Source organism: Rossellomorea sp. LjRoot5, from assembly GCF_964253455.1.
GTDB lineage: Bacteria > Bacillota > Bacilli > Bacillales > Bacillaceae_B > Rossellomorea.
The window spans coordinates 518617-531820 of record NZ_CAXUQN020000001.1; the positions used below are offsets into that span (position 1 = coordinate 518617).

Consider the following 13204-nt stretch of genomic DNA (forward strand, 5'->3'; position numbering starts at 1 on the left):
GTAATTTTCATCTCTTCACTATTCAATCCTACCCCACCATTATATGACGAAAACCCATGAAAGTTAAATGGTTTCAGTTGGTAGTGGGTAATATCAGTCTATTGGAGGAAGATCCTGCTCCATAAATAAGAAAAAGAACCCCCTAATTGGAGGTTCCTGGGACTCAGTTATTTCAAGAAATGAAATGACTTAGCCACATTCGAGATGAGGTTTGTCATGAAGCTGCGGTTTTCTTTCTTTTCCTGTCCAGGATTCGTTCCATCGCTTTCTTTTAGTTTGATCGAATACTTGCCAAACCCGCTGTCCTGTTCTCCGAGGAACTTATACTTTCTTGCATCCTTGATGTAATTCTGAGCTTTCAGGGACGTTTCGAAAACGATATTCGTATTTCCTTTCACAGGGGCAAAGGACCAGTTCCCATCTGCCTGAGGATCGATGGTCTTTTTCTCCATAATATAGTCGATGATCACATTACGGTTTTCATCAGGTGATTTGACGATGATTTCTGAGTTTTTCACGCCCGGGAATTTTCCGCTTGCACGATAGTTATTGGTTGCCACGATGAATTTCTGGTTCGGATCGATGGCTTTTCCATTAAACTTTAGATTCTTGATGCGGCTTGAGTCTTTGTTCAACAGAACGCCTTCAGCATCGTACTTAGAAGGCTGGGTTACATCGATTTCATAGGTGACGCCGTCAATCACATCAAAGTTATAGGAGCGGTAGTCACCGTTCACAAGATTTTGTTCTTCTGATTTAGAAGGGTCGATTTGATTGAATTGACCCGCAGACATCTCAAGCCATTCTTTCACGTCGGCACCTGTAAGCAGCACGGCTTGAAGTGTGTTTGGATAGAGGTACAGGTCAGAAACGTTCTTAATCGCAATTTCACCCGCAGGGATGTCTGTATAATAATCAGGATTCGCACGTGTACCCGCTTTAAACGGGGCCCCTGCAGACAGAACCGGGATGCCGTCATATTCAGTCCCTTTGATATACTTTTCGATATACCACTTCTGGGCATTCGTCACGATCTGGACAGATGGATCATCACTCACCAATGCAAAGTAACTGTTGATGGGGGAAGTCGTCTCACCGACTGCACTGCGGACCCATTCAATCGTCGCCTCATGCTCTTCTTTCACTGCGTCGAGGATACTTTGGTCTGCCTCAACAGTAGGTGTTCCGTCCGGATTCAAAATAGAGCGGGTGGAAGCCTGCGTATTAGTCACATCCCATTTCCCGTCTTTTAACTCAAGTTGAAGGTCAACGAGTCCAAGATGATCTCCCCAGGAACCAGGCATGACCGATCCGACACCATTGATCGTCCCTTTCGTCACGTCTACCCCTTCCATCCCGCTATACGAATCAGAAGGGAAGACCCCGTGTGAATGGCCAAACAAGATCGCGTTGATTCCATCTACTTTAGAAAGGTCATAGGTTGCGTTCTCCTCCATGCCTTCCTGTGTGACGTTACCGATACCGGAGTGAGGGATCGCGACAATCACATCAGCACCGTCAGCCTTCATCTGAGGGACGAACTTGTTGGCAGTCTCAATGATGTCTTTTGCAACGACTTTTCCTTCAAGGTTCCCTTTATCCCACTGCATGATCTGAGGAGGGACGAAGCCGATGACGCCGACTTTGATTGCATGTTCTTCACCGTCTTCATCGACTACCGTGCGATCAAGGGTTTCGTACGGTTTAAAATAGTTCTGGTCATTGTCGGGGTTCCCGTCTTTATCATCTACGTACACATTGGCATTCACATATGGAAAGTTGGAGCCTTTTAATGATGTACCGAGGAAGTCAAGACCATAGTTGAACTCATGATTTCCGACGTTCCCTGCATCATAATCCAGCAGATTCATCGCTTTGTAGACAGGGTGGATTTTCCCATCTTGAAGCGGGTCTTCTTTTGCTACATAATCTCCAAGTGGATTTCCCTGAATCAGATCTCCATTATCGAATAATAAAGAGTTCTTGGATTCCGCTCGAGCCTGTTTGATCAGGGTAGCCGTTTTGGCAAGTCCGTATTTATCTGTCACTGTATCTTGATAGTAATCATAGTTTGCGAGGTTCACGTGGATGTCGGTTGTTTCAAGTATGCGAAGCTTTACAATATCTTTGTCCATGACGTCTGCATAAGTAATGGAAGGAGTGGCTTGAGGAATCAGAAGGCCAAGGGCCAAAGCGCTGCCGGCAATGACTTTTTTCTTATTGGATGTGTTTTTCAAAAGAATCGCTCCTATATATGTAGTTAATTGTCAAACAATTACATGCTAGCATATCTACATGAAATAAAAATGGTGTAAAAGTATGATTTATTTGAAAAGTGTAAAAGTTTTCTAAAGGGCTAGTAGTGCGTAAATTGCTGGTTTATTTTTGAAGGGTAATAAGATAGGATAGAACATATAAAAAATATGCTATAACATCTATTCATCTACTAAAATATACATTTCGGAAACAATAGAGAGGAGGGAGCCACTTGGCACGAATATACACGGCGCTAATCGGCTTAAGCCTGATCTGGGGCATGTCTTTTGTCTTTATAAAATGGTTGGTGGAACCGGCAGGAGTGTGGGGGACGGTGTTTTTACGATGCCTGGCAGGGGCCCTCGTGCTTCTTCCGATCTTTTTCATTCAGACGAAAAGAGAAGAGAAGAAACCACTTCCTCTATGGAAACTCCTCGTTGTGGGGATCGGCAATGCGGCCCTACCGTGGACCCTGATCGCTTTAAGTGAAACGCAGATCAACAGCAATACCGCTTCCATCCTGAACGCGACCACGCCGATTTGGACGGGACTGGTTGGGTTTTTATTCTTCTCTGTTGTATTGACGGGATTTCAATGGATCGGGATCGCAGTCGGTTTCATCGGCATCCTTGTGCTCATGAACTTTGAAGTGAGCGGCATCTTCTCGTCTGATTTTGTCGGGGTGGGAACGATGGTACTGGCCACGATGAGCTACGCATTTGCTTCCCAGTTCACGAAAAAATACCTGGCAGGAACGAGTGTAGTCGTCATTTCCACCTTTCAGCTGCTGATTGGGGCCGCGGTCGGATTTGTCGGCATGATGATCACGAATCCCATTTCTGTCGGTGATTTAGCGTCAGGAGAGGTCCTCCTTGGCATTTTAGGACTGGGCTGCCTCGGGTCGGGTGTGGCGACGCTCCTGTATTTCTACATCATGACCAATGGAAGTCCCGAATTTGCCTCGACTGTGACGTACCTGATTCCGGGTACGGCGATGATCTGGGGATTCGTGCTTCTAGGGGAGCCCGTGACCCACAATCTTATTTTAGGCTTGTTGATCATATTCGCAGGGGTATTCCTATCCTCCCGAAAGTCAAAGAAAATCATTACGTCCCTGCCGGCAGGGATGAGGTAAGACCTTTAAACAAACGTTTGATTAGTATGTTGAATCCCTTGTCCCACAAGGGGTTAGCGTACCAGTCAAACGTTTGTTTAGTTTCCGGGAACCGAAACCACCCAGAAACTAATGCAAACCAACTTACTTTCATATAAAATAAGTAAGATACATAAGGTAGACTAACGCATAGCACATGCTATTAAAAATAAAACATAAGGATGGTAATTCTATATGAAAACGGCAATTGTAACGGATAGTACCGCCTACATCCCGAAAGAATTGCGTGATCGACTCAACATACATATGATTCCTCTCAGCGTCATTTTCGGAGGAGAAACCTATCAAGAAGAAGTTGATATTACGGCAAGTGAATTTTACGAAGAAGTCAGCATCCAGGAAAAACTCCCTACCACTTCACAGCCCCCGGTCGGACAATTCGTCGAGCTATTCGAGAAACTTTCCAAGGACTACGATGCCGTCATTTCCATTCACCTGTCCAGCGGAATCAGCGGGACCTATCAAGGTGCCGTGCAGGCAGGTGAAATGGTCGAAAGCATTAAAGTATACCCCTATGACTCAGAAATCAGCTGCATGATCCAAGGCTTTTACGCTATCGAAGGGACCAAGCTTGCCCGTGAAGGAAAAACGGCAGAAGAAATCGTTGGGTTATTGGATGAAATGAAGAAATCCGTACAGGCATACTTCATGGTCGATGACCTCGCCCATCTGCAGCGCGGCGGCAGGCTTTCTCAAGCACAGGCGATCATCGGGAGCCTGTTACAGGTAAAACCACTGCTGCACTTCGTGGACAAAGTCATTGTACCCTTTGAAAAAATCCGCACAAAAAAGAAAGCGTTGAAGCGTGTGGAAGGAATCCTCGAAGAAGCCGTGAAGTCAGGTGAAGCCTATCAAGCATCCATCATTCACGCCAATCGGGAAGATGAAGCGATTGAGTGGAAAAACGAGCTTCAGGAAAAGTATCCGAACGTGGAATTCAATGTGAGTTATTTCGGTCCGGTCATCGGGACTCATTTAGGTGAAGGTTCGATGGGGATGGGCTGGGCGAGGAAGATGAGCCGGTAGGGGATTGATTTTGACTGCTGATTTGTACCTGGTACAAGATGCGCTTGATGTACCAGGTACAAACTTTGATTGATGTACCAGGTACAAACTGGTCGTCATGTACCAGGTACAAACTTTGCTTAATGTACCAGGTACAAATTGGTCATCATGTACCAGGTACACACTCCCACACTCTCTAACGGTGCCTGGCACAAAACGATCGTTTCGTGCCAGGCACCATTTTTATTAGGAAGGATTTTCAACCTCAAATGTAGAATACAATACTATCCAACATAAGGAGTGATGCAGTTGCGTTTTGCTTTAATGGATCAAAGGTTAATCCCTGAGCCCCTTGTAAAAGAACCACACCCCCTTCTCCAAAAAATCTCGGAATTCACTTCCATTCCGCCACATCCAATTAATCCATCTTTCCAATTTTCATCAGAACTGCAATCCTATCTAAGTGGAAGGTCTTTATTAGTAGACGAGATGCCATTTTCAATTCATACCCTTCATGAACATTATTTGAATGGCTACGTTTCCTATGAAAAAGGTGTAAAAGAGGGTCAATGCCATCGTTGTGGAAATAACAAACCTCATCTATTGGCTACTTTCAATTGTTCCAGATGCCACACCGGATGCACCTATTGCCGTAATTGCATCATGATGGGGAGGGTGTCTGAGTGCACGCCGCTCATAAGGTGGAATGGTCCCGGACCGGATTCTCCACCGGTAACGTTCGACTGGTCCGGTACCCTTTCAGAAGCGCAAAAAGCAGCATCGGAAAAAATGATATCTGCCATTCAAGCTAACAATGACCTTCTCGTCTGGGCCGTATGTGGAGCCGGCAAGACGGAGGTACTATTTGAAGGAATATACGAAGCCCTTCAGCAAGATAAGCGGGTCTGCATTGCCGCACCCCGTACCGATGTCATCCTGGAACTGTCTCCCCGCCTCAAAAAAGTGTTTCCTCAAACAGAAGTAACCACCCTGTACGGGGGCTCGGAGGACCGGCACAGCTATGGCCAACTTGTTCTATCCACTACCCATCAACTCTACAGGTACAAAGAAGCCTTCGATGTCATGATCATAGACGAAGTCGATGCGTTCCCCTATTCCTACGATTCCTCTCTGCAAGGGGCAGTAGTAAAAGCCCGGAAGCCCCACGCGTCCATCATTTATCTGACGGCAACCCCGGACCGTAAAACGCAACAGGAATGTGCCCGGGGAAAAAGAAGCTTTATCCAAATCCCTGCCCGTTTCCACCGCCATCCGATCCCACTTCCCAGGTTTGTCTGGTGCGGACTCTGGAAAAAATCCCTTAAGAAAAATCAAATTCCCCCTGCGTTGAAAAAATGGACCTCATTAAGACTCAAGCAATCCAAACAAGCCCTGATTTTCTTCCCCACCGTCGACCTTATGGAAAAGGCCCTGCCTCTATTTCAAGAAATGCATCCCCTCATTGAATCGGTTCATGCTGAGGATCCCCAACGAAAAGAAAAAGTTATGAAGATGAGACAGGGAGAAGTTCAGATTTTACTTACGACAACCATTTTAGAAAGGGGAGTGACGATCCCAAACATCGATGTCGCGGTCCTTGGTGCCGAAGAGAAGATTTTCACCGAAAGCGCACTCGTTCAGATCGCCGGCAGGGTGGGGAGGAGCGCTGATTATCCAACAGGAGACATCGCCTATTTCCATTACGGCCGCACAAGGGAAATGATCAAGGCACTCCTTCATATCGACCAAATGAATAAAGAAGCGGGGAAAAGGGGATTGATTCATGGTCACTAACTGTTTGAATTGTAGTAGCGAAATGGAAGAGATATGGTCGTGGAGAGGGTTATTCTACAGGGAACCCCAATTTCTGTGTCAGGAATGTGAGGGTCAGTTGGAGAAGATAGAAGGACAGCGCTGCAGGGGATGCTCCCGTTCACTGGAGGCATTGCCATCGAGTCTCGTAAAAGAAGAGATCTGCCTGGACTGCCATCGGTGGGATTTGGATCCGGAGTGGAAGGGGATTCTCCATAAAAACGATTCGTTGTATCACTATAATGATTTTTTGAAAGAGTACTTGGCGAGATACAAATACCGGGGGGATTATACGTTGGCCAAAGCCTTCTCGCATACGATTAAATCTTATCTTACAAAAATAGAATATGACCATATCATCCCCATCCCACTCAGCGATGAACGCCTCTATGAGAGAGGATTCAATCAATCTACCACACTGTTGGAAGAATCAGAGGTCCGTCCCTCACATATCCTCACGCGTTTGCATTCTGAGAAGCAGTCGAAGAAGACTCGTGCTGAGCGTCTTCGCCAGGTGCAGGTTTTTCAGTTGAGAGAGTGTGATGTGAAGGGAAAGTCGATTCTGTTGTTTGATGATATTTATACGACGGGGACGACGTTGAGGCAGGCGGCAAAGTTGATGAAGGACGCTGGTGCTGACGAGGTATCATCCTTAACTCTCGCCAGGGGTTAAAGCAAACCCCTTTCCTTCCGATATAAAGTGTAAGAGAAGCTTCACCGGGAGGAAACCGATATGTCAGAAATCATCAACTGTCCACGTTGCAACGCGATTTTTATGCAAAATAAATTCCGTGATGTATGCGACAAGTGTTTTAGAGAAGAAGAAAAGATGTATGAGACCGTCTACCAATTTTTAAAGAAACGGGAGAACCGTGCTGCGACCATGGATCGTGTCATTGAAGTAACCGGGGTAGACGAGGAACTTCTATATAAATGGGTGAAAAAAGGCCGGATCCAGACAAGACAATTTCCAAATATGGGTTATCCTTGTGATAAATGTGGGAAGATTATAGGGACGGGACGAATCTGCGGTGACTGTTCTTCTGAACTTGCCAGTGATCTGAAAAAGTTCGAAACGGAACAGGAATGGAAGAAGAAATCCCAGGAATCGGGTCAGAGAACCTATTACACCATGAGAGAAAAGAACTAGTGCTAACCAAAATAAATGAGGAAGAACTAACCAGGCTCTATTACTAAACAAATCTCCTATATATCCGATATACTAGGTAGAAACCATGTACGTGAAGAAAGCGAGGGAACATGATGAAGATTAACTCTATCGGAAATCAGAACATCAATCCTTACAAGCGCAACCTGAACAAAATGGATGAAGTAGGGAAAGCGGGGAAACCTGCATCCGACAAAATCGAAATTTCTTCTGCGGCCAAAGAAATGCAGGAGGTTTCCAAACTCGGCAAAGAGCGCCAGGCGAGAGTAGAGTCTCTAAAAGATCAGGTACAGAGCGGGAATTACACCATCGATCCGAAAGCCGTTGCTAAAGGATTAAAGAATTTCTATAACGGACAGTAAAGAAGGAGCGAACAAACATGTCAGCAACCAATCTAACTACAACTCTTGAAAAACTGTATAAGCTGCACAAAAGTTTGTTCGATCTTTCAGTGAATAAAACGAATGTCATCAAAAAAGGTGATATGAATGAACTCGATCAGGTATTGAAGGATGAACAGAAGCATTTGGCCGCCATTAATACGGTGGAAGCTGAGCGGCAGCGGGAATCCAGCAACTATCTTCAATCAAGGGGAGCATCTTTCAATGAGGCTCCCACGATTTCTCAGTGCATCGAGCACAGTTCAGTCCAGGAACAAGAAATTCTCGCCCAATGGCATGAAAAGCTGGTCGGTATCATCGGAGAATTGAAGGCTCAAAACGAGCTGAATCAAAAGCTTGTCTATCAATCTCTTCAATTCGTGAATATGAATCTATCCATGACGCAGCATCAGCCGGAACAATCCACCTATTCACGACCAAACGGTGAAAAAAAAGCACCGGCAAGTCGATCCATCTTTGATTCGAAAGCATAGCACTTACTAATTGAAACGGAGGCAACACCATGCGATCCACTTTTATGGGCCTGGAAACGGCAAAACGAGGCATGTACACCCAGCAGGGCGCCCTTTATACTACCGGCCACAACATCTCCAACGCGAATACCCCTGGATATACCCGTCAACGAGTCAACTTTGAACAAACGACACCCTATCCTTCCCCAGCCATGAACCGTCCGCAAATCCCAGGCCAAATCGGAACGGGAGTCGAAGCCGGTTCGATTCAACGCGTGCGTGATTCATTCCTGGACATGCAGTACAGAGGCGAAAACCAAAAACTTGGCTACTGGGAAACGAAAATGGAAGCGATGAAGAAAATGGAAGAGGTCATGAACGAACCGTCGGATTCAGGCTTGTCTAAAACGATGGATATGTTCTGGCAGTCCCTTCAGGATCTAGCCGTTAACCCGTCCAACTCTGGTGCGCGGTCAGTCGTCGTTGAGAGAGGGAAAGCCGTTGCTGAAACATTCAACTACTTATCGTCTTCCTTAACAAGTGTCCGTAGCGATCTGAAAAATGAGCTGTCTGTCTCTGAAAAGCAAATCAATTCCCTGTCCAGACAAATTGATAACATCAATAAACAAATAGCCGATGTGGAACCACACGGCTATCTTCCGAATGATCTATACGATGAACGGGACCGATTGATCGATGAACTTTCACAGCATGTTTCCATCCAAACGAGCTACCAGTCCAATGGTGGAGCGTCGTCACCAATCGCAGAAGGAGCCGTCACGGTCACATTGGTCGGGAAAGACGGAAACCTGGCTGTCAACCTCGTCGGGAAAAATGGAGTCAATGAAGTTAAGCTTACCTATGATGGCCCACAAAATACGGTGGATTCTGTCTCGATTGGTCAACAAACACTCGATATTAAAGACTTTTTATCACAAGGCGAAGGAAAACTGAGAGCCCTTGTCGATACATACGGCTTCAAAAATAAAGACGGTGAAGCAGAAGGCTCCTACATCAGTATGTTAGGCGAACTGGACAGCATGGCGTATGAATTCGCCAAGGCATTTAATGACCAGCATCAACAAGGGGTCACACCTGAACAGATGAATGATCCTAATTTTGATCCTGACAACTTCACACCAAATACACCAAAGTTCTTCCAGGATGAAAAGAATGCCGCAGCAGATCTTGATGATGTACCGAAAGCAGGCTTCGCTCAAAGAATTCAAGTAGCCGATGAAATGAGCAACCTCGACAATATCGCAACTGCGGGTGCAGATAATCCGACTCTCGGAGACGCATCAAATGTTCTGGCCCTTGCCGACATCATCACAACGACGAAACTTCCTTACGGCGAAAAAGAAGCGTCATTCCAAGGGCACTTTGAATCCGTGATTGGAAAAATGGCAGTAGAATCACAAGAATCCGTCCGACTCGCAAGCAACTCTGGAGTGTTAAGAGGTGCCGTGGACGAACGTCGAATGTCCGTCAGCGGAGTGTCCCTTGACGAAGAAATGACCGACATGATCAAATTCCAGCATGCCTACAACGCCTCTGCCAGAATGATCACATTGCAGGATGAAATGCTCGATAAAATCATCAACGGTATGGGTACCGTTGGAAGATAAGTAGGTGAAATACTATGCGCGTAACACAAAGTATGCTGACGGCGAACTCGATGAGAAATCTCAGTTCATCTTATGGACGAATGGGGCAATTACAGGATCAATTGGCCACAGGGAAGAAGATTACCAAACCTTCTGATGACCCGGTTGTTGCGATGAAAGGGATGTTTTATCGTTCGAACCTGACAGGGATCGAGCAGTACAAACGGAATCTATCGGAACTTTACTTGTGGATGGAAAACTCGGAGTCTGGAATCGAACAGGCAAATCAAGGATTGCAGCGTGTTCGGGAATTGACGATTCAAGGTAAAAATGGAACGTTAAGTCCGGAAGATCGAAAAGCGGTTGCTACGGAAATTGAACAGATTAAAAAAGACCTTGTCAGTGTCGCGGAAACAAAAGTGGCCGGCAGATATATTTTTCATGGTACAGACGTTGGGAATTCTCCGATCAAGGACGGAAATCCCACAGATGGAAGTGCTCCGCAGGTCGCTGACAATTTAGGCAACGGTGCTATCGATGCTTATCCTGTAGAGGTTTCGCAAGGTGTTTCTTTAAAAGCCAATGTTAATCCTAATAAGGTCTTTAATCAAAAGCTGTTTGATACAGTGCACAACATCCAAAAAGCATTGGAGTCGGGAGATGATTCTGCTCTTGATTCTGAGCTTGAGAATCTGGACAGTGTGATGAACACATTATCAGCAGAACGTTCTGAACTCGGTGCCAGGTACAATCGTCTTGAAATGGTCGACGACCGACTGTCACAACAGGAAGTAACGGCGAATCGAATTCTATCAGATAATGAGGATGCCGATATCGAACGCGTCATCACAGATTTGAAAACCCAGGAAAGCGTCCACAGAGCGGCACTCAGCGTCGGAGCCAGAATCATTCAGCCGACATTAATGGATTTTCTACGATAAAAGCAAGGGGACTGACCCTTTAAGGTGTTTTGTCACCTTAGGGTCAGTCCCTTTTTATATGGAGGTGAATACGTATGAACGTTCCACAAATAAGATTGCAATCCACGTCAGCAGCCCTGAGCATCCGGACGACTCCAGGACGTATGGACATTGAACAGCCCCCGGCAGAATTGGATATCCAGCAGCCCGGGGCAAAGATGGAAATTGAACGGACGCCGTCCAAACTGACCATTGATCAAACCGAGGCACGGGCCGATATGGACTTGAAATCGGTGCGCCGCAGGATTGAGGAATATTCCCAACAAGGATATGAAGACTGGCTGACGGGACTTGCCCGTGTCGCCCAGGACGGGGATGAGCTGATGATGATCGAGAATGGTGGTGGCGCGATTGCCGCCCAGGCTAAACGGAACAGTGAAGATCCGATGTATGAGTTTAACATAGGATGGATTCCATCTGCGGGGAGCGTCAAAATCAGCTATGACCCTGGAAGTGTGAAGGTGAACATTGAACCTCAAAAAGTCGTGAATAACTCTCGTCCTCAAAAGCCTAATATACAGTACACACCTGCCCAAGTGGATGTCAGCTTGAAACGATATGCAGACCTGCAAATTGATTTTGCAAACTTAAAACACGTAGGGATCAACTACGAACAAGAAATATAGAATGAAGGAATGAAGCTGATGAAAATCGATACGAAATATCATGGAGAAATAGAAGTGAAATCTGAAGACATTTTGACATTTGATTATGGGATCCCAGGGTTTGGGGAAGAGAAGCAGTTTGTATTGTTGCCACTTCCGGAAAATGAGTGGTTTCATATATTGCAATCGGTGAAGACTCCTCAGCTTGGGTTTGTGGTGACAGATCCGTTTGTGTTTTTTAAGGAATATGATTTTGAGCTGGATCAGGCTAGTGTGGAGTTACTGGATAATCCTTCTGAAAAAGAAGTGCAGGTGCTTTCTATTCTTACTGTACGAGACACGCTTAATGAATCTACAGCTAATTTACAGGCCCCTATCATTCTTAACCTGGCAAATCGCAAAGGTAAACAAGTCATCTTAACAAATTCAAACTATCAAACCAAGCACCTGATCTTTGCACAGCCTGCAGGAAAGAAGGGGTGATGGGATGCTAGTACTGACAAGGAAAACCGGAGAAAGCATTCAAATTGGAGATGACATTGAGTTAACCGTCATTTCAGTCAAAGGGGATCAAGTGAAACTCGGGATCAATGCTCCTAAGAACGTAGACATCCACCGGAAAGAAGTCTACCTCTCTATCCAGGAAGAAAACACCGAAGCTTCCAAAGGAATCGACAACCTGTTTAATCTTTTGCCAAAAAATGATTAATTATTTTTCGGAAACTATTAAACACCAGTCGAAACAACCGATAATAGTATTGTAAGCAATGAGGAGAAGGGCGGCCGACCTTTGTGACTTGTTGCAAACTAAAAAATGATATAGTTCACAAGGATGTGGACTTACTTTCAAGGAGGAAATTATTGTTATGAGAATTAATCATAATATTGCGGCATTGAATACTTATCGTCAGTTGAATAGTGCTTCTACTGAGCAAGGGAAATCAATGGAAAAATTGTCTTCAGGTCTACGAATTAATAAAGCAGGGGACGACGCAGCGGGTCTTTCAATTTCTGAAAAAATGCGTGGACAAATCCGAGGATTGGAGCAAGCTTCCAAGAACTCTCAAGATGGAATTTCTTTAATCCAAACTGCAGAAGGTGCATTAAATGAAACACATTCAATCCTTCAACGTATGCGTGAGTTAGCGGTTCAAGGATCTAATGATACTAATGTCACTAAAGATAGACAAGCGATCTCTAAAGAGTTAACCCAACTACAAACTGAAATAACTCGAATAGCAGATGAAACAGAGTTTAATACTCAAAAGTTATTACAAACGGATGCTAGCTATAATTTCCAGGTTGGTGCAAATGCAGGACAAACCATTACTTTGTCTATCAATGGTATGAAAGCGTCTGACCTGAGCATAGGAGCGTCTGCTGACATTCTAGTAGACACTACTACAAATGCTCAAGCTTCGCTAACTAAAATCAATAATGCTATAGAGACAGTATCGGAAGAACGTTCTAAACTTGGTGCTTATCAAAACCGTTTAGAGCATACAATCAATAATTTAAATACAGGTGCAGAAAACCTTACAGCTGCAGAGTCCCGAATTAGAGACGTGGATATGGCGAAAGAAATGATGGCACAAACTAAAAATTCAATTCTTTCACAAGCAGCTCAGGCAATGTTGGCACAAGCGAATCAGCAGCCTCAAGGAGTTCTTCAATTACTTCGTTAATAAAAAAATAGTTAAGAGGCAACCGATTATCAGGTTGCCTCTTTTTTAAGGAGGATTTG

Annotated in this window: 14 protein-coding genes; 13 read left to right on the forward strand and 1 reads right to left on the reverse strand. The window is 45.1% G+C overall.

What is annotated here, in order from left to right:
* Positions 1-167: 167 nt before the first annotated feature.
* The gene (locus tag ACSQ2E_RS02530) at positions 168-2237 is read right to left on the reverse strand and encodes a bifunctional 2',3'-cyclic-nucleotide 2'-phosphodiesterase/3'-nucleotidase (protein ID WP_435989202.1); all 2070 of its coding nucleotides are present in this window, start codon (positions 2235-2237) and stop codon (positions 168-170) included.
* A gap of 251 nt (positions 2238-2488) precedes the next feature.
* On the opposite strand from ACSQ2E_RS02530, the gene ACSQ2E_RS02535 reads away from it, so the two are divergent.
* From ACSQ2E_RS02535 to ACSQ2E_RS02595, 13 genes are all read left to right on the forward strand, one after another.
* On the forward strand, positions 2489-3391 hold the full coding sequence (locus ACSQ2E_RS02535) for a DMT family transporter (RefSeq protein WP_435989203.1): 903 nt from the start codon (positions 2489-2491) through the stop codon (positions 3389-3391).
* Positions 3392-3604: 213 nt separating this feature from the next.
* Positions 3605-4456 carry a DegV family protein gene (locus ACSQ2E_RS02540; RefSeq protein WP_435989204.1) on the forward strand — a complete coding sequence of 284 codons (852 nt, stop codon included), beginning with the start codon at positions 3605-3607 and terminating at the stop codon, positions 4454-4456.
* Between the two features lie 282 nt (positions 4457-4738).
* Positions 4739-6229: a DEAD/DEAH box helicase gene (locus tag ACSQ2E_RS02545; protein ID WP_435989205.1), complete on the forward strand. Its 1491-nt coding sequence runs from the start codon at positions 4739-4741 to the stop codon at positions 6227-6229.
* A gap of 97 nt (positions 6230-6326) precedes the next feature.
* On the forward strand, positions 6327-6920 hold the full coding sequence (locus ACSQ2E_RS02550) for a ComF family protein (protein ID WP_435989206.1): 594 nt from the start codon (positions 6327-6329) through the stop codon (positions 6918-6920).
* 60 nt (positions 6921-6980) lie between these two features.
* Complete coding sequence (locus tag ACSQ2E_RS02555) at positions 6981-7397, forward strand: TIGR03826 family flagellar region protein (RefSeq protein WP_435989207.1); 417 nt, start codon at positions 6981-6983, stop codon at positions 7395-7397.
* A 110-nt stretch (positions 7398-7507) separates the two neighbouring features.
* The gene (gene flgM / locus ACSQ2E_RS02560) at positions 7508-7777 is read left to right on the forward strand and encodes a flagellar biosynthesis anti-sigma factor FlgM (RefSeq protein WP_435989208.1); all 270 of its coding nucleotides are present in this window, start codon (positions 7508-7510) and stop codon (positions 7775-7777) included.
* A 17-nt stretch (positions 7778-7794) separates the two neighbouring features.
* Positions 7795-8289, forward strand: a complete 495-nt coding sequence (locus ACSQ2E_RS02565; RefSeq protein ID WP_435989209.1) for a flagellar protein FlgN — start codon at positions 7795-7797, stop codon at positions 8287-8289.
* A gap of 29 nt (positions 8290-8318) precedes the next feature.
* Entirely contained in the window at positions 8319-9896 is a 1578-nt protein-coding gene (flgK, locus tag ACSQ2E_RS02570) for a flagellar hook-associated protein FlgK (RefSeq protein ID WP_435989210.1), read from the forward strand.
* 14 nt (positions 9897-9910) lie between these two features.
* A complete protein-coding gene (gene flgL, locus ACSQ2E_RS02575; RefSeq protein ID WP_435989211.1) occupies positions 9911-10816 on the forward strand; it encodes a flagellar hook-associated protein FlgL in 906 nt (301 codons plus the stop codon).
* Positions 10817-10890: 74 nt separating this feature from the next.
* Positions 10891-11481, forward strand: a complete 591-nt coding sequence (locus ACSQ2E_RS02580) for a DUF6470 family protein (protein WP_435989212.1) — start codon at positions 10891-10893, stop codon at positions 11479-11481.
* An 18-nt stretch (positions 11482-11499) separates the two neighbouring features.
* Entirely contained in the window at positions 11500-11943 is a 444-nt protein-coding gene (gene fliW, locus ACSQ2E_RS02585) for a flagellar assembly protein FliW (protein ID WP_435989213.1), read from the forward strand.
* A 4-nt stretch (positions 11944-11947) separates the two neighbouring features.
* Positions 11948-12169, forward strand: coding sequence for a carbon storage regulator CsrA (gene csrA / locus ACSQ2E_RS02590; RefSeq protein WP_034764426.1), 222 nt, complete (start codon positions 11948-11950; stop codon positions 12167-12169).
* A 157-nt stretch (positions 12170-12326) separates the two neighbouring features.
* Complete coding sequence (locus ACSQ2E_RS02595) at positions 12327-13145, forward strand: flagellin (RefSeq protein WP_435989214.1); 819 nt, start codon at positions 12327-12329, stop codon at positions 13143-13145.
* The last annotated feature ends 59 nt before the right edge of the window (positions 13146-13204 follow it).

Coding starts and splice junctions, on each gene's coding strand:
- ACSQ2E_RS02540 (WP_435989204.1), top strand. CDS start 3,605: ATGAAAACGGCAATTGTAACGGATAGTACCGCCTACATCCCGAAAGAA.
- ACSQ2E_RS02545 (WP_435989205.1), top strand. CDS start 4,739: ATGCAGTTGCGTTTTGCTTTAATGGATCAAAGGTTAATCCCTGAGCCC.
- ACSQ2E_RS02555 (WP_435989207.1), top strand. CDS start 6,981: ATGTCAGAAATCATCAACTGTCCACGTTGCAACGCGATTTTTATGCAA.
- flgM (WP_435989208.1), top strand. CDS start 7,508: ATGATGAAGATTAACTCTATCGGAAATCAGAACATCAATCCTTACAAG.
- ACSQ2E_RS02565 (WP_435989209.1), top strand. CDS start 7,795: ATGTCAGCAACCAATCTAACTACAACTCTTGAAAAACTGTATAAGCTG.
- flgK (WP_435989210.1), top strand. CDS start 8,319: ATGCGATCCACTTTTATGGGCCTGGAAACGGCAAAACGAGGCATGTAC.
- flgL (WP_435989211.1), top strand. CDS start 9,911: ATGCGCGTAACACAAAGTATGCTGACGGCGAACTCGATGAGAAATCTC.
- ACSQ2E_RS02580 (WP_435989212.1), top strand. CDS start 10,891: ATGAACGTTCCACAAATAAGATTGCAATCCACGTCAGCAGCCCTGAGC.
- fliW (WP_435989213.1), top strand. CDS start 11,500: ATGAAAATCGATACGAAATATCATGGAGAAATAGAAGTGAAATCTGAA.
- csrA (WP_034764426.1), top strand. CDS start 11,948: ATGCTAGTACTGACAAGGAAAACCGGAGAAAGCATTCAAATTGGAGAT.
- ACSQ2E_RS02595 (WP_435989214.1), top strand. CDS start 12,327: ATGAGAATTAATCATAATATTGCGGCATTGAATACTTATCGTCAGTTG.